This is a genomic window from Rhizobium sp. GW821-FHT14E12, from assembly GCF_058803745.1.
In genome coordinates, this window is the sequence record NZ_JBXAPH010000006.1 from 307,474 (window position 1) to 323,426 (window position 15,953).

The following is a 15,953-nucleotide window of genomic DNA, read 5'->3' on the forward strand; positions in this document are numbered from 1 at the left end:
GCCACAAGGGCGGAATGACGCCTGACGTTTCCTGAGCGAAACTGATTTCGCAGCTGCGAAGCCGGGCCGTCTTGCACTCCCCTCCCCATGCCCCCATATTAGCGGCAGCCGGGTGCTGACGATCAGGTCCGGAAAGGTCGCTTGCTACCCAAGGACTTGACGATGAGCCGGACGACGCCTTTTGCCAGCCCTCTTCTTCTGGGCTTCGATACCATGGAAAAGACGCTGGAGCGGATTTCCAAGACCAGCGATGGTTACCCCCCCTACAATATCGAACGCATGCGCCCCGATCGTATTTCGGGCGAGCCCGAACGCCTGCGCATCACGCTTGCGGTTGCCGGCTTCTCCGAAGACGAACTCGACATCACCACGGAAGAAAACCAGCTTCTCATCCGCGGCCGGCAGGTGGAGCAGGAAGAACGCGATTATCTCTATCGCGGCATTGCGGCCCGGCAATTCCAACGCGTCTTCGTTCTGGCGGACGGCATGCAGGTGCTTGGCGCCGTTTTGAAGAACGGACTGCTCTCCGTCGACCTCATTCGGCCGGAGCCGGCGCGTATGGTAAAGAAAATTAACATTTCGGTCTCACAGTAGGACAACGGCTGATTGCCGTTGGTCCCTCATACTGGAGGTACGAACATGCTTATGAGAGAAGCCACTGCCCGCCTGACCCAATCCGAACTTGCCCATCTGGGCAGCGGTGAGGTTGCCTATATCCGGAAAATTCGCTCCGAAGAAGTATCCCGCTGCTTCCCGGAAGCGCCTTCCGATATCGATCCCGATGTCGACCTCTGGGCGCTCTTCGGCGCCGACGGCACCCCGATTCTTCTGACCGACAACCGGTCCAGCACCTTTTACAAGGCAGCCGAGGACGAGTTGAAGACGGTCAGCCTGCATTAAGCGCCGGTAAGACGAGGCGGCGGAACGAAATCGCCGCGACTTTCGCAACTTCGATGCGCGCAGCCCGGCAGGGCTGCGTCAGGCCCGATGCGGCATGAGAGCCTGAATGTCTGGAGATCAATCTCCGGCGACCCCGAAACGGCCGCTCAAACCTTCTTGAACGTCAGATAGGCGGAAGACCGCCCTTCACGCCGGGCTTTCGCCTCATAGCGTGTGCTCGGCCAGCCCTCATAGGGCGTCAGCCAGTCGGCGGCATTCTGCGCCGTCCATTCAAAGCCGCCATGGGCGTGGCAATGCTGTAGCGTCCAGTTGACATAGGTGTCGATGTCGGAGGCGAAGCAGAAGCGCGCGCCGGGCTTCAGGACACGGTGGAAGCGTTCGAGGTTCACCTGCGAAACGAAGCGGCGCTTCCAGTGTTTCTTCTTCGGCCAGGGATCGGGATAGAGCAGATCGATCTGGTCGAGACAGGCATCCGGCAGCCAGTCCAGTAGCTGCGTCGCGTCGTCGTTATAGACGCGGATATTGCTGGCGCCGGTCTCATCGATGCTGGCAAGCAGCTTCTGCATGGAATTGACGAAAGGCTCGACGCCGATGAAGCCGGTCGTCGATTGTTCGAGCGCCCTGTGGATCAGGTGCTCGCCGCCGCCGAAACCGATTTCCAGGCGCAGACGCTCGGTCTGTTCCGGAAACAGGTCATTCAGCGGCTGAGGCGCCGGTGTTGAGAGGTCGACGATATACCGCGGCAGCAGCGTTTCAAGCTTTTCGGCCTGCTGGCCGCGCAAGGCTTTACCCTTGCGCCGGCCAAAGAATGCTTCCGTCGCCCGCGACCGGCGCTCCGTATCGATCATGCAGCTTCCCGAATCTTCACGGATTCCTTCAGCGCCTTGACGAGATCCGTTCGCTCCCAGGAGAACGAGCCGTCACGGCCCGCCTTGCGGCCGAAATGGCCGTAGGCCGAGGTCTTGGCGTAGATCGGCTTGTTGAGGTCGAGATGGCGACGAATACCGGTCGGCGAAAGATCCATGTTCTTGCGGATCGCTTCTTCGACCTGATCCTCGGTCACGCCGTTGCCGGTGCCGTGCAGGTCGACATAGATCGACAGCGGCTGGGCAACGCCGATGGCGTAGGAAAGCTGGATCGTGCAACGATCGGCAAGGCTGGCAGCAACGACGTTCTTTGCCAGATAGCGCGCGGCATAGGCGGCGGAACGGTCGACCTTGGTCGTGTCCTTGCCGGAGAAGGCACCGCCGCCGTGCGGGGCTGCGCCGCCGTAGGTGTCGACGATGATCTTGCGGCCGGTCAGGCCGGCATCACCGTCCGGGCCGCCGATGACGAACTTGCCGGTCGGGTTGATGTACCACTTGCAATCATGCGCGATCTTCAGCTCGCCGAGCGCTTCGCGGATATAGGGTTCGACGACGGCGCGGACCTTCTTCGAATCCCAGCTCTCGTCGAGGTGCTGGGTGGACAGCACGATCGAGGTTGCCTCGAACGGCTTGCCGTCGACGTAGCGGACGGTCACCTGGCTCTTGGCGTCCGGACCGAGCTTGGCAACATCGCCGTCGCCCTTCTTGCGGGCGGTCGCGAGCAGCTGCAGGATCTTGTGCGAATAATAGATCGGCGCCGGCATGAGATCCGGGGTTTCGCGGCAGGCATAGCCGAACATGATGCCCTGGTCGCCGGCACCCTCGTCGCCCTGCTGGTCGGAGGCGCTGTCGACGCCCTGGGCGATGTCGGCGGACTGCGAATGCAGGAGCACGTCGATGCGTGCCTTCTTCCAGTGGAAGCCGTCCTGCTCGTAGCCGATATCCTTGATGGCGCGGCGAGCGGCAGCCTTGAACTTCGAGGGGTTGATGACGTCGTTGCCGTCCTTGTCTTTCTTCATCAGGCTCGGCGGCAGGCGAACCTCGCCGGCGATGACGACACGGTTGGTGGTGGCAAGGGTCTCGCAGGCGATGCGTACGCCCCAGGGGTTGATGCCGGTCTTTGCAGCTTCGCGGTAGACCAGATCGACGATTTCATCGGAGATACGGTCACAAACTTTATCCGGGTGACCTTCGGCAACAGACTCGCTGGTAAACAGATAATTCGCGCGCATGCGGGATTCCCCTCAAAGAACAAATCTCCTCTTTTGATATTCGTGTCGGGGCCGAAAAACAAGCCACAGAAGGACATAAATATATCTTTATATCCCGGTGAACGTGATAAATTTTTCCGCCAAACACGCAAAAGGCGACCAAAATGGCCGCCTTTCGACATTGCTATCATGGCGCTGCGTCGAAACGACTACTCGGCGTCGGCCTCGGCCGCGAGAGCTTTGACAAGTTCGACGACCTTGCGGCGTACCTTGCCGTCGGAAATCTTCACGAAGGCGCGGTTCAGCTGCAGGCCTTCGGAGGACGACAGGAAATCAACCACATAGTTGGAGCTGGAGGCCTCGGCCAAACCGCCGGCGGTCGTCGTGTGATCGCCGGGCGCATCCTCGAAGAAGAAGGAAACGGGAACGTTAAGAATGCTGGAAATATTCTGAAGGCGGCTGGCGCCAACGCGGTTGGTGCCCTTCTCGTATTTCTGGATCTGCTGGAATGTAATTCCGAGGCTCTCGCCGAGCTTTTCCTGGCTCATGCCCAGCATGGTGCGGCGGAGGCGAATGCGGCTACCGACATGAATGTCGATCGGGTTAGGCTTCTTTTTATTCTCAATCATCTCATTACCCTAACATAGGTTGAATACAGGTCCTGTCACCCGGTGCCCTTAACCGCCCCTATTAACGCCACGTTGCAGCCGACGCCCACCCGGCTTCTAATCTACGTGCAAAACAGCGTTCGGCATGCACTATGCAATTTTAGGGTTTTTTGGTCAATTCGCCCTTGAAATAAAACCCATGCGTGAAATCACAGCGATCATACCGATTATCCCGATGATCAACCAGAAATAGGCTTTCCGTACGCTATCGTCGATTCGCGATACGGTTGCACCACCCATAGTGGAGTCGACGAACCCCTGCTCATTAAAATCGATTCCAGAAATCAAACGTCCGTGAGCGTCGACATAGGCTGAAACACCGGTGTTCGCGCTACGAATCAGCGGTAAGCCCTGCTCGACCGCTCTCACCCGCGCCTGCAGGAAGTGCTGGTAGGGACCGGGCGTATCCCCGAACCAGGCATCGTTCGTGACGTTCAGAATGGCATCCGCCTGCCGGATTTCCGGCGTCATCTCATTCGGAAAGATGATCTCGTAGCAGATCAGCGGGTAGAGTTTGATGCCATCAGGCAGCGTCAACAACTGCCGGCTCGCGGCGGCAGAAAAGCCGCCGGGCAGCTCAACGACATTCTCGATACCGAGATAGCCAAGGATATTTTCGAAGGGCACATACTCGCCGAAAGGAACGAGATGGGTCTTGTCGGAGGCGCCGATGATCTGGCCCCGACCGTCGATGACGTAGACGGAATTGTAATAGCGCGGCTCGACGCCCGGCCCCATATCCTCGACCCGAACCGCGCCGGTGATCAGGATCTGGTCGTCGTCGAGCTGGTCCGCGATGCGGGTGAGCGCATCCTGATTATCGGTCAGAATGAAGGGTATGGCGGTTTCCGGCCAGACGATGATATCGGGCCGCTTGCCGCCATTCACAGGCGGCTGGACCGAAAGCGAAAGATGCTTGTCGAAGATGGCGTTGCGGTCGGCGGTCGTATCCATCTTGGCTTCCTGGTCGATCGCCGGTTGCACGATACGCACCACCGGAGCCGCCTTGCCGGCCACCGGCGGCAGCGCCGGCAGGTTGAGCGCATAATAGCCGTAACCGAAATGCGCGGCGGCGATGAGCACCGCCAACCCGATCCCCGGTACTCGGCCCTGGCGCGTTCCCAGCAAGGCCGGGGCGGCGAAAACGAAGACGGCAAGCACGGTGACGCCGAGCACGCCGATCACATGCGCCGATTGCATCATCAGCGGTATGGGCATGGCGCCGTAACCGATGGCATTCCAGGGAAAACCGGTGAAAAGGAAACTACGCAGCCATTCCAGCAGGCCAAAACCGAAGGCGAGTGCGGCAATACGTCCCATGCCGTCGGACCAGAGCAGGCGGGCAAGCGCTGCCGCCACACCGTAAAAGATCGCCAGGAAGGCAGGCAGGCCGAGGATCGCCAGCGGCAATGCCCAGGCGAATTGATCGGCGTCGATCAGAAGCGCATGGCCGAGCCACCAGAGACCGGCGACGAAATAACCGAAGCCGAATAGCCAGCCGGTGATAAAAGCCGGCCACAGACGGCCAAGAAAGCCGCTGTCAGGGCCAGCCGCGGCGCCGTCCAGTAGCCAGACTAGCAGCGTGAAGGATACGAACATCGCCGCGAAGAAGCCGAAGGGCGGCAGCGCCAGGACACCGATGGCTCCGGCGAGAATGGCAAGCAGCGCGCGTTTGAAACCCCAGACGAGGATCACCTTGCCCGAAAGCCGTTCCATGCGCGCGCTCCGTCAAACTGCGAATCAATTGGCCGCAGTCTTTCAAAAAAGCAGCGATTTGTCCTGTTGAAGCGCCGCTCTATTGGCTGGCGGCGTTCCGTTCGACCGAAGATCCCTCGGAAAGCGCGTCCGGCGACGGCAGATCGCGGTCGAGGCCGCCTCCCTCGCCGTCCGCTTTGGCCGGACGACGGCGCACGGCATGACGCTTGCGGGTGATGCGGACCTTTTTGATGCGGCGCGGATCGGCGTCGAGAATATGAAACTCGAAGCCCGGCAGCGCCTGCACGACCTCGCCACGCACAGGAATGCGGCCGAGCGCGGAGAAGATCAATCCGCCCAGCGTATCCACCTCGTCCACCTGCTCGCTGATATCGAAATCGGAGCCGATCGCCGCGGCGATCTCCTCCAGTTCGACACGAGCATCGGCGACGAAGACGTCTTCGGAGACGCGCTTGAACATCACCTCGTCGTCATCATGTTCGTCGTCGATATCGCCGACAACCATTTCGACAATGTCTTCATGCGATGCAAGACCGTCGGTGCCGCCATATTCGTCGATGACGAGAGCCATCTGCGTGCGGTTGACCTGCATGCGCCGCAGAAGATCCGAGGCAAGCATCGAGGGCGGCACGAAGAGGATCTTCCTGATGATGCCGGCTTCGGCCAGCGTCTTCTGAAGATCGACGCGCGAAAGGTCAAAATTCGGCTTGGCCGAGCGTGCCGGCTTTTCGGTCGGGGTCGCGGCTGATGCGGCTGCGGCAGTCTTGCCATTGCCGGCGCGGCGCTTGTTGCGCGCCTGCTTTGCGACATAGGAGAGCAGATCGCGGATATGCACCATGCCGCGCGGATCATCCAGCGTTTCGGCATAGACCGGCATGCGCGAGCGGCCGCTCTCCTCGAACAGGATCATCAGCTCGCCGATGGTGATATTCTGGTCGACCGCCTCGATATCGGCGCGTGGCACCATGACGTCCTCGACCCGCACTTCGCGAAAGCGGAGGATGTTGTGCAGCATCGCCCGCTCGTCCGGCGAAAAGGCATCGTCATCCGTTGCGCTGGTCATCAACGCGTCGGCAAGATCCTCGCGCAGTCGTGCCGACCCTTGAGCCGGACGTAGAATGCGCGCTGCGCGTGCCCAGAAGGAAGATTGCGATCGCTTGCCGTTGCTACTACTGCCTGCCTCATCGGAGGAGGCGGTGTCGGCGCCGTCTTTGGCCTCGGAGGCCGGTCTTGTCGTAAAGTCGCTCATTGTTCCTGATCAGACAGGGTTCAAGTCAAATGGGGTCCTGCCCCGCATAGGGATCAGATAGGCCAAGACCAGCCAAAATGCGAGTCTCTAGCCCCTCCATTCTTTCGGCTTCGCTATTATTCATATGGTCGTAGCCGAAGAGATGCAAGAAACCATGCACCATCAAATGCGTCAGATGGTCGTCAAAACTCTTTTCCAGCTCGACCGCCTCGCGCTCCACCGTCTCCCTGGCGATGATGATATCGCCGAGCATCGGGCCGGGCTTGCCGCCGGGAACCAGCGGAAAAGCGGGGAAAGACAAGACGTTGGTCGCCTTGTCCTGCTCGCGCCATTCCGCATTGATCTCACGGATCGCGGCATCGTCGGTAAAGACGAGCGACAGCTCCGGCGCCGTTTTCGGAAAAGGCTGCTTCTCATTTTTTTTGAGATAGGCGGCGGCTACGCCAAGAACGCGCTCGGCCAAAGCCTGCAAGACGTCTTCGGAGGGCCAATCGCCCTCCTCGACGCTGATCTGTATATCGAGTTCGGCCATCAGATCTGCGGATCGGCCTCACCACCCACAGCCGGGACGGCATAGGTCGCGTCATAGGCCCTGACGATGCGCGCCACCAGCGGATGGCGGACGACGTCAACGTCCTTGAAGCGGACGATGGTGATGCCCTCGACGCCGGTCAACAGATCCAGGGCTTCTACCAGGCCTGACTTGATGCCGCGCGGCAGGTCGACCTGGCTCGGGTCGCCGGTGATGATCATGCGCCCATTGTCGCCGAGGCGGGTCAGGAACATCTTCATCTGCATAGCGGTCGTGTTCTGCGCCTCATCGAGAATGACGACGGCGTTGGCGAGCGTGCGGCCGCGCATGAAGGCGAGCGGCGCAATTTCGATGACGCCGGCGGTAATGGCACGTTCGACCTTGTCGGCCGGCATCATGTCGTAGAGCGCGTCATAGAGCGGACGGAGATAGGGGTCGACCTTTTCCTTCATGTCGCCGGGCAGGAAGCCAAGACGCTCGCCGGCTTCGACGGCCGGGCGGGACAGGATGATCTTCTCGACGGCGCCGCGCTCCAGAAGCTGGCAGGCGTGGGCAACGGCGAGATAGGTCTTGCCGGTGCCGGCCGGGCCGACGCCGAAGACCATCTCGGAACGCTCCAGCGCCCGCATATAGGCATCCTGTGTCGGCGTGCGCGCAATGATCGTCTTCTTGCGCGTCGAAATCTGCGCCATCGTCAACTTGGCTTTTTTCTCCATGGTCGGCAACGTCAGTTGGTCGTCGGCGGCAACCGCCATACGGATTGCCCCTTCCACGTCGGAGCGCTCCACATTCCCACCTTTCTGCAGCTTGTCATAGAGATAATCGAGGGTGCGGCGCGCCTGGTTGGTGGCCGAGACATCGCCGGTGATGACGACGGAGTTGCCGCGGGCGCGGGCGTCGATACCGAGACGCTCCTCGAGCAGCTTCAGATTCTGATCGAACTGTCCGAAAAGTTCGCTGGCGAACCGATTATTCTCGAACGTCAGGATGAAGTGATTGGCGTCGCTCGCGATGCGGGGCTGGCGCGATGATGAAGAAACCAATTCCTGTCCGTTCAAGCGGTGTGGCTCCTTGTGCCGTCCGAAACCTAGAGCAACTCAGCAAAAAGGCTGTTGGTGCTGGTCCCGGTGATTCGTACGTTTATAATGTCACCGATTTGCGATGCTTTTGCATCAATATTCACAGACTGAAGCCAGGGAGAGCGACCTATCAACTGTCCCGGCATCCGGCCAGGCTTTTCCAGGAGCACATCGACCACTTTGCCGACACAGGCATCCGCGAAAGCGTGCTGCTGCTTCAATAGCAACGCCTGCAACCGTTCAAGCCGTTCCGCCTTGATCTCTTCCGGCACCTGGTCTTTCAGCTCCGCGCCGGGCGTACCCGGACGCGTCGAATATTTGAACGAGAAGGCTTGCGCATAGTTCACCTCCTCCACCAGACGGAGTGTATCCGCAAAATCCTGTTCTGTCTCCCCCGGGAAACCGACGATGAAATCGCCGGAAAGGGCGATATCCGGCCGTGCAGCGCGGATTTTCTCGATCAGGGCAAAATATTCGGCCGCCGTATGCCGGCGGTTCATCGCCTTCAGAATACGGTTGGAGCCGGACTGTACCGGCAGATGCAGATAGGGCATCAGCGTGCGCAGATCGCGATGCGCCGAGATCAGCCGGTCGTCCATGTCGCGGGGGTGGCTGGTGGTGTAGCGCAGCCGGGCAAGACCCGGAATGTCCGACAGCCGGTACAGCAGATCGCCAAGGCTCCAGGCCTCGCCATTGGGGCCGGCGCCGTGCCAGGCGTTAACATTCTGGCCGAGCAGCGTGATTTCGCGCACCCCGCCATCCACAAGTTTTTCAGCCTCTTCGACGATCTGGGCGACCGAACGGGAGACTTCGGAGCCGCGCGTGTAGGGCACAACGCAAAAAGTGCAGAATTTGTCGCAGCCTTCCTGCACCGTCAGGAACGCGGTAACGCCGCGAGCGCGGATTTTCGACCTCTCGGGCGTCGGCAGATGTTCGAACTTGTCCTCGAGCGCATATTCCGTATCGACGACGCGATGGCCTTCCTTGGCGCGACGCAGCGCGTCCGGCAGGCGGTGGTAGGTCTGCGGGCCGATGACAACATCGACGGCAGGCGCGCGGCGAAGAATTTCCTCGCCTTCGGCCTGGGCGACGCAGCCCGTCACGCCGATCATCATCTCGCGGCCGTCGGCAGCCTTGCGCTTCTTCATATCGCGCAGACGACCGAGCGCGGAATAGACCTTTTCGGCCGCCTTCTCGCGGATATGACAGGTATTCAATAGAACGAGGTCCGCCTCTTCCATGTCCTCAGTCGGCTCATAGCCATCGCGGGCGAGCGCATCGCTCATCCGCGTCGAGTCATAGACGTTCATCTGACAGCCGTAGGTCTTGATGAAAACCTTGCGGCTGTTGGAGCCATCGCGGATGCCGAGCTGCAGGGCGGTCGGCTCCGGGGCGTCGAGAGTTAAGCTGTCCTTGGTCATGGCCGCTATGTAGTGGCTTTTGCTCGCCGAGAAAATCAAAAAGTTGGAATCGCCCGGATATCAGGCAATCTCGCGGCCGAGCAGCCGGCTTGCGAGCATGGTGCGGATGCGCCGCGCGATCGTGGCGCTGACATCCTTGCGCTTGGTGTCGGCGCGATACTCCACAGCCTCGCCGAAACAGACGTCGACATCGATGGCGCCACAGGCGACGATGTCCTTCAGATGCGGCACCAGTTCGATATCGCCGGGCCAGGCAGCGATCGGGCGATAGTAGCGGCCCATGGCGATGCCGTGAATGCGGGTATAGGCGACCGCCACCGGCTGGACATGCACGACCGCATCCGGCGTTTTCGGCAGGGCGGCGGCGGCAGCGCCAAACAGCGAGGATTTGACCTCCAGCAGGCGGTTGCCGTCTGAGGTCGTGCCTTCGGGAAACAGCACCATGATCTCGCCATTGGCCATGCGCTCGGCGATCTCGTTCACCTGATCGCCGGTCTTGCGCTTCTGCTCGCGCTCGATGAAGACGCTCTTCTGCCACTGGGCGAACTGGCCGAAGATCGGCCAGTCCCGCACTTCCGACTTGGCGATGAAGGCGACATCGGCAACGGCGGACAGCACGAGGATATCCAGCCAGGACGAATGGTTGGCGGCAAGCATCAAGGGCCGGCGGCTTTCCGGCTGCCCGACGACATGGATACGGACGCCCAGCCAATAGCAGACGATGCGGTGCCAGTAGCGCGGCAGATAGCGCCTGAGCTTCCAGTCGAAGCGCAGGCAGAGGATCTGCAACGGCAGCATGACGAGACTGACGGCAAAGATAACGATGGCGGCACAGCCGACGCGCAGCCAGGTCACCAAATCTTTTGCTCCGGCACGACAGTCATCACGTCAGCGTTCGTCCTTTTTCAGCGGGATACCATAGAGTTCCAGCCGGTGGTCGACGAGCTTGAAACCATGTTCGCGGGCGATGCGCTCCTGTAGCGCCTCGATCTCCGGCGAGTGAAACTCGATCACCTCGCCGCTCTTCAGATCGATCAGGTGATCATGATGCTCTTCCGGCACGGTCTCGTAACGCGAGCGACCGTCGCGGAAATCATGACGGGCGAGAAGGCCGGCGTCCTCGAAAAGCTTCACCGTGCGATAGACCGTCGAAATCGAGATCTTCGCATCCACTTTGACGGAGCGGCGGTACAGCTCCTCGACGTCGGGATGATCCTCGGAACTTTCAATGATGCGGGCAATAACCTTGCGCTGCTCCGTCATACGCATGCCGCGCTCGGCGCAAAGCTCTTCCAGAGATTTTACGGCATCGGTCATGGAATACGGTCTTCGGTCACTTCGTCTATGACAACGGACTAGCGAAGAACGCGCCGCATGACAAGCGCCGTCGATTTCGCGCCGTTTTCATCGACATAATAAGCCTTGCGCTCGCCGACCGTCTCGAAACCGAGCTTGCGGTAGAGCCCGATGGCCGGCTGATTGACGCCGTCGACCTCAAGAAACATGGTTTCGCCACCGCGATTGCGCGCCTCACGCAACGCCGCCTGCATCAGCCGCCAGCCGAGGCCGGTGCGTCCGAGCTTGGCGCTGACGGCAATCGTCAGGATCTCGGCCTCATCAGCCATATGCCGCGCCAGCACGAAGCCCGGAAGCGGCTTCTTCAGGATGGCATTGGTCTGCCGGGCGACGAAGCCGAAGGTCGTGTCCTGCGACAGCAGATCCTCGAACTCGGTATCGCTCCAGACCCGCGCAAAGCGCTCGCCATGCAGGGCGGCTACTTCAATGCAATCCCGCAGCTGCATCGGGACGATCTCGTATTCGGCTTTCAAGGTTAGATAAGATTCGAGCATGTCTATAGCCTGGCAACAGCGTATCCGGCCTGCGGTCTGGCATCGGGTCCGCGAAGATAAAGCGGTTTCGGCTTGTCGCTGACAGGTTTGGCAGCGCCCAGCCGGGCAACGACGGCAATCGGAAATGCGTCGGGCCGCTCCGCGGGCGGCGCATCGCTGAGCCGGGCGACGGCCGTACCGGTGACGATACCGTCGAAGGCGCCAGCGATCACGAGCGCTTCATCGATTGTCACGGCACGGGCCTCGTCCAGCGGGCGGCCATCGGCGTCGAAGGACTGGAGATAGATCTCCTCGCGCTTGGCGTCGATGGCGGCCAGAACCGATTGACCCGGATTCTGCTCCCGCGCGCTAGCGGCCATGACCTCTAGGGTCGTGACGCCGATGGCGGGAATGTTGAGGGAGAGCGCGAAACCCCGAGCGGCGGCGACGCCGATGCGGATGCCGGTGAAAGAGCCGGGACCGACGGTCACGACGATGCGTTCGACCGCTGCGAGCGCTATATCGGCTTTCGCCAGCGCCGCGTCGACAACATCCATCAAATGCTCGGCATGCCCCCGCCCGATCGTCTCCGTGACCTCCCCCATCACAGAATCACTGCCGCTATCATACACCGCGGCAGCGCAATCCACACCTGCCGTGTCGAGCGCCAGTACAATCATGTTTGTTTTTCCGAAATGCGAAGATTAAACGGCTTCGACTTCCTGAACTTCCGGAACGAAATGGCGCAGCAAGTTCTGGATGCCATGCTTCAACGTCGCCGTGGACGACGGGCAACCGGCGCAGGATCCCTTCATGTTGAGGTAGACCTTGCCATCACGGAAACCGCGGAAAGTGATGTCGCCGCCATCCTGGGCAACGGCCGGACGAACACGGGTCTCGAGCAGTTCCTTGATCGTCAGCACGATCGTCGCGTCGCCTTCATCAAAGAACTCGCCGCTGGCATCCTGCGCTTCGGAAAGGACCGATGCTGCGCCCATGACCGGCTTGCCGGACATGAAATGCTCCATGATCGAGCCAAGAATGGCGGGCTTCAGATGCTGCCATTCCTGGTCGTCCTTGGAGACGGAGATGAAATCATAGCCGAAATAGACGCCGCTGACGCCGGGAATGTCGAACAGGCGAGCGGCAAGCGGCGAGACTTCCGCCTCGTCGGCACTGCGGAATTCGGCCGTGCCGCTTTCCATCACCACCTTGCCCGGCAGGAACTTCAAGGTCGCGGGGTTCGGCGTCGCTTCGGTCTGAATGAACATCTTGATCTCCATGCGGCGGGCTAGAGCCCTGCGCCGACTTTAGAATACTTCAAAAGAAGATAGGCTTTTTGGCCGCTCTAATCAAGAGACCAGGCCTCAAGAAATAGCCCTTGCCAACTCAGCTTAGAGCGTCGATTTCCTCGTTCGTCAATGTATCCGGCAGCACCGTCACCGGGATCGGAAAGGCAGCAGCACGCCCCGCGATCGAAGACACCAGCGGCCCCGGTCCTTCCTTGGCTGAGCCGGCGGCCAGAACGAGAAGCGCGATATCCCGGTCTTCCTCGATCATCGCATTGATCTCATCGGCGGCCGACCCTTCGCGAATGACGATCTCCGGATCGATGCCGATATTCTCGCGCACGATCTGCGCCGCCTTTGCCGTCGTTGCCTCAGCCTCCTCGCGCGCTTCCGCCCGCATGATCTCCTCGACACCCAACCATTGCTGGAAATCGCCCTCGGGGATCACATAGAGAAGCACAAGGCCGCCATTGGAATTCTTGGCCCGCCGGCCGGCATAATGGACGGCACGCTGGCATTCAGGCGTGCCGTCGATGACCGCCATGAACTTGCGGCGATGACCTTCGAGCCGTGAGAGACGTTTTGATACCATGCGGCAACTCTGACACCTGAAGGCGGCGTTTTGCAAGCCCCCGTTTCTCAACGGGGGCTGCCTTCATAAGATGGTCAGTAGATGAAGCCGACGATGTCGCGGACCTGGTTCATCGTCACCTCGGCGCGGGCGCGGGCGCGGGCGCCGCCATCGCGCAGGACGGCATCGATATGGCCGGGATCAGCCATCAGGCGGCGCATCTCGCCGGTGATCGGCGACAGCACATTGACGGCGAGATCGACCAGGGCCGGCTTGAAGACGGAGAACTGCTGACCGCCGAATTCCGAGAGCACGTCCGCCTTCGACTTGTCGGCAAGGGCGGCATAGATGCCAACGAGATTGTCGGCCTCCGGGCGTCCGGCGAGACCGGCAATCTCGCTCGGCAAGCCATCCGGATCGGTCTTGGCCTTGCGGATCTTCTTCGAGATGTTTTCCTCGTCGTCGAGCAGGTTGATGCGCGACAGGTCGGAGGCGTCCGACTTCGACATCTTCTTGGTGCCATCGCGCAAGGACATGACGCGCGGCGCCGGGCCGTCGATCAGCGGCTCGACCATCGGGAAATAGGCATGCACCGGCTCGTCGCCGACCGTGATGTCGATGCCGTAGCCCGAGCGGCGAATGTGCTCCATGAAGTCCAGATTGAACTTCATGGCGATATCGCGGGTCAATTCCAGATGCTGCTTCTGGTCGTCACCAACAGGCACATGCGTGGCGCGATAAAGCAGAATATCGGCGGCCATCAGGCTTGGATAGGCATAGAGGCCGAGGGAGGCCTGCTCGCGGTCCTTGCCGGCCTTGTCCTTGAACTGCGTCATGCGGTTCATCCAGCCGATGCGGGCGACGCAATTGAAAATCCAGGCGAGTTCGGCATGGCCCGGCACGGTCGACTGATTGAAGACGATATGCTTTTCCGGATCGATGCCGGCGGCAAGGAAGGCGGCGGTGATCGACCGCGTCTGGCTCCGCATGTCCTCATGCACAAGCTGGGCGGTGAGCGCATGCATGTCGACGACGCAATACATGCAGTCGCTCTTCTCTTGCAGCGCCACGAACTTACGGATCGCGCCGAGATAATTGCCGAGATGGAGATTGCCGGTCGGCTGGACGCCGGAGAATACGAGCGGCTTGAATTCGGTCATGTCGTCCTCGAAAGGCTTGTGGAGGGCCTGGTCGAGCGGCGCTCGACCCTTGGTTTCGAGCGGCTTATGCACGGCGGACAGGCGGGGATCAAGAGGATATGTGGCGGATTCGATTAGACGTGATCTTATTCGAAAACAGCTACACAATTTTCCGGAATTGTGTAGCAAATACCACCAACCCGCTCCAAGACAATGAGATTGCCTCAATTGCAATCATTGCGAAAGCTTATGAACGTCATCAATTTGCGACATCGCAAATATCAAATGCAAAACAGTCGCTTTAGTCGGGAGTTTCGCGATGGGGGAGAAGAATGGCCAGATTTGTCCATGTGTTTTGGAGTATCCTCTGGCGTTCAATCATTATCTTGGCCCTGAACGGCGGCATCGCCTATATGCTGTACAAATTGGATCATTCACTGTTCGGGGTGACAAGTAATTCTGTCAGGGTTCGGCGTTCGCTCATGTTCCTACCAGCCGCCATCATGTTCGCAATGTTGGCTATGCAGATCACAAGCATTCAAAACATCCTCTTCGAACAGCGATCACCTATGTCAATTGTGCAATGGCAACAGACATATTTTGGATTATCCGCATGCGCTTTCAGCATCGTGATCATTTCCTGCATTTCAGCGGTGATTTTGAATATTGACGCATGGGTCGCTGTCCAGAAACTACTTCCGCTGCCGTTGTTCGCGCTCTTTTGGATTGCAGAGGCTACCCGGCAGACAAAGAGCCGTTCCTTGTCGTAAATATCATTCGCAAAAGTCGGGTATTCTATTCGCGAGAGATTTTTGCGGCAGCCCAGAGTCCGGGTTGGACTGAAAGCTGCTGTCAGCGGCATTTGCTACACAGAATCGCAATTTTCGCCGACGCAACCATTCGAATCGGTATCCCGCATCAGGTAGAATGCTGGATCAGATCCCAGGTGTTGCCGTAGGGATCGGCGAAGACCGCGACGGTGCCGTAAACCTCATGGCGCGGCTCCTCGAGAAAACGGACACCTTTTGCGACCATCGCCGCGTGATCACGGGCGAAATCATCGGTGTTGAGAAAGAAGCCGACACGGCCGCCAGTCTGGTTACCGATGGCCGCCCGTTGCCCATCATCGGCAGCTTGCGCCAGCAGCAACGCCGCACCCTCACCACCCTTCGGCTTTACCACGATCCAGCGCTTGTCTTCGGGCTGCACTTCATCCTGCAGGCAGTCGAAGCCGAGGCAATCGCAATAGAAAGTCTTGGCGTGATCGTAGTCGTCGACAACGAGGGTAATGAGGAAGAGGGATTGGGGCATGCATGGGCTCCGCATTTGGCAAATCGTCCCCTCGCCCCGCTTGCGGGGAGAGCGACTGTCTTGTTGGTCAAGCTGATTGCCATGGTTTTTGATCTCGGATGATGGCATTGAGGATGGTAAGAAGCTTTCGCATGGTTGCGACGATGGCGACGATCTTTGGTTTGCCGGAAGC

Annotated in this window: 19 protein-coding genes and 1 pseudogene; 3 read left to right on the top strand and 17 right to left on the bottom strand. The window is 60.0% G+C overall.

Annotated elements, in window-relative coordinates; genetic code table 11:
• Positions 1-162: 162 nt before the first annotated feature.
• Entirely contained in the window at positions 163-594 is a 432-nt protein-coding gene (locus AC1RO0_RS22525; protein WP_498594985.1) for an Hsp20 family protein, read from the top strand.
• A gap of 45 nt (positions 595-639) precedes the next feature.
• Positions 640-900 (top strand): BQ00720 family protein, encoded by a 261-nt coding sequence (locus AC1RO0_RS22530; protein ID WP_007695413.1) that lies wholly within the window; start codon positions 640-642, stop codon positions 898-900.
• Between the two features lie 146 nt (positions 901-1,046).
• Here the strand turns inward: AC1RO0_RS22530 and trmB are convergent, their stop codons facing one another.
• The 15 genes from trmB to trpS form a co-directional block, all read right to left on the bottom strand.
• Positions 1,047-1,748, bottom strand: a complete 702-nt coding sequence (trmB, locus tag AC1RO0_RS22535; protein WP_498594986.1) for a tRNA (guanine(46)-N(7))-methyltransferase TrmB — start codon at positions 1,746-1,748, stop codon at positions 1,047-1,049.
• On the bottom strand, positions 1,745-2,998 hold the full coding sequence (gene metK / locus AC1RO0_RS22540) for a methionine adenosyltransferase (protein WP_498594987.1): 1,254 nt from the start codon (positions 2,996-2,998) through the stop codon (positions 1,745-1,747). The genes trmB and metK overlap by 4 nt, the downstream gene beginning before the upstream one ends.
• A gap of 188 nt (positions 2,999-3,186) precedes the next feature.
• Positions 3,187-3,606, bottom strand: coding sequence for a helix-turn-helix domain-containing protein (locus tag AC1RO0_RS22545; protein WP_007695410.1), 420 nt, complete (start codon positions 3,604-3,606; stop codon positions 3,187-3,189).
• 153 nt (positions 3,607-3,759) lie between these two features.
• Positions 3,760-5,361: an apolipoprotein N-acyltransferase gene (lnt, locus tag AC1RO0_RS22550; RefSeq protein WP_498594988.1), complete on the bottom strand. Its 1,602-nt coding sequence runs from the start codon at positions 5,359-5,361 to the stop codon at positions 3,760-3,762.
• A 79-nt stretch (positions 5,362-5,440) separates the two neighbouring features.
• Entirely contained in the window at positions 5,441-6,610 is a 1,170-nt protein-coding gene (locus AC1RO0_RS22555) for a hemolysin family protein (RefSeq protein ID WP_498594989.1), read from the bottom strand.
• Positions 6,611-6,635: 25 nt separating this feature from the next.
• Complete coding sequence (ybeY, locus tag AC1RO0_RS22560; RefSeq protein ID WP_498594990.1) at positions 6,636-7,142, bottom strand: rRNA maturation RNase YbeY; 507 nt, start codon at positions 7,140-7,142, stop codon at positions 6,636-6,638.
• Positions 7,142-8,200 (bottom strand): PhoH family protein, encoded by a 1,059-nt coding sequence (locus AC1RO0_RS22565; RefSeq protein ID WP_498594991.1) that lies wholly within the window; start codon positions 8,198-8,200, stop codon positions 7,142-7,144. Before AC1RO0_RS22565 ends, ybeY begins: the two co-directional genes overlap by 1 nt.
• A gap of 29 nt (positions 8,201-8,229) precedes the next feature.
• On the bottom strand, positions 8,230-9,642 hold the full coding sequence (gene miaB / locus AC1RO0_RS22570; protein WP_498594992.1) for a tRNA (N6-isopentenyl adenosine(37)-C2)-methylthiotransferase MiaB: 1,413 nt from the start codon (positions 9,640-9,642) through the stop codon (positions 8,230-8,232).
• A 60-nt stretch (positions 9,643-9,702) separates the two neighbouring features.
• The gene (gene olsA, locus AC1RO0_RS22575) at positions 9,703-10,500 is read right to left on the bottom strand and encodes a lyso-ornithine lipid O-acyltransferase (protein WP_498594993.1); all 798 of its coding nucleotides are present in this window, start codon (positions 10,498-10,500) and stop codon (positions 9,703-9,705) included.
• A gap of 30 nt (positions 10,501-10,530) precedes the next feature.
• Positions 10,531-10,959: a Fur family transcriptional regulator gene (locus AC1RO0_RS22580; protein ID WP_498594994.1), complete on the bottom strand. Its 429-nt coding sequence runs from the start codon at positions 10,957-10,959 to the stop codon at positions 10,531-10,533.
• Between the two features lie 38 nt (positions 10,960-10,997).
• Positions 10,998-11,492, bottom strand: a complete 495-nt coding sequence (locus AC1RO0_RS22585) for a GNAT family N-acetyltransferase (RefSeq protein ID WP_498594995.1) — start codon at positions 11,490-11,492, stop codon at positions 10,998-11,000.
• Between the two features lie 2 nt (positions 11,493-11,494).
• Positions 11,495-12,151 carry a tRNA (adenosine(37)-N6)-threonylcarbamoyltransferase complex dimerization subunit type 1 TsaB gene (tsaB, locus tag AC1RO0_RS22590; RefSeq protein ID WP_498594996.1) on the bottom strand — a complete coding sequence of 219 codons (657 nt, stop codon included), beginning with the start codon at positions 12,149-12,151 and terminating at the stop codon, positions 11,495-11,497.
• 24 nt (positions 12,152-12,175) lie between these two features.
• Entirely contained in the window at positions 12,176-12,742 is a 567-nt protein-coding gene (locus tag AC1RO0_RS22595; RefSeq protein ID WP_007695391.1) for a NifU family protein, read from the bottom strand.
• A gap of 118 nt (positions 12,743-12,860) precedes the next feature.
• Positions 12,861-13,352, bottom strand: a complete 492-nt coding sequence (locus AC1RO0_RS22600; protein WP_047461320.1) for a universal stress protein — start codon at positions 13,350-13,352, stop codon at positions 12,861-12,863.
• Positions 13,353-13,426: 74 nt separating this feature from the next.
• Complete coding sequence (trpS, locus tag AC1RO0_RS22605; RefSeq protein WP_498594997.1) at positions 13,427-14,491, bottom strand: tryptophan--tRNA ligase; 1,065 nt, start codon at positions 14,489-14,491, stop codon at positions 13,427-13,429.
• A gap of 311 nt (positions 14,492-14,802) precedes the next feature.
• On the opposite strand from trpS, the gene AC1RO0_RS22610 reads away from it, so the two are divergent.
• The gene (locus AC1RO0_RS22610) at positions 14,803-15,240 is read left to right on the top strand and encodes a hypothetical protein (RefSeq protein ID WP_498594998.1); all 438 of its coding nucleotides are present in this window, start codon (positions 14,803-14,805) and stop codon (positions 15,238-15,240) included.
• Positions 15,241-15,388: 148 nt separating this feature from the next.
• Here the strand turns inward: AC1RO0_RS22610 and AC1RO0_RS22615 are convergent, their stop codons facing one another.
• Both AC1RO0_RS22615 and AC1RO0_RS22620 read right to left on the bottom strand, forming a co-directional pair.
• Positions 15,389-15,781 (bottom strand): VOC family protein, encoded by a 393-nt coding sequence (locus tag AC1RO0_RS22615; protein ID WP_498594999.1) that lies wholly within the window; start codon positions 15,779-15,781, stop codon positions 15,389-15,391.
• A 67-nt stretch (positions 15,782-15,848) separates the two neighbouring features.
• Positions 15,849-15,953, bottom strand: a pseudogene (locus AC1RO0_RS22620) (IS110 family transposase); the annotation flags it as partial.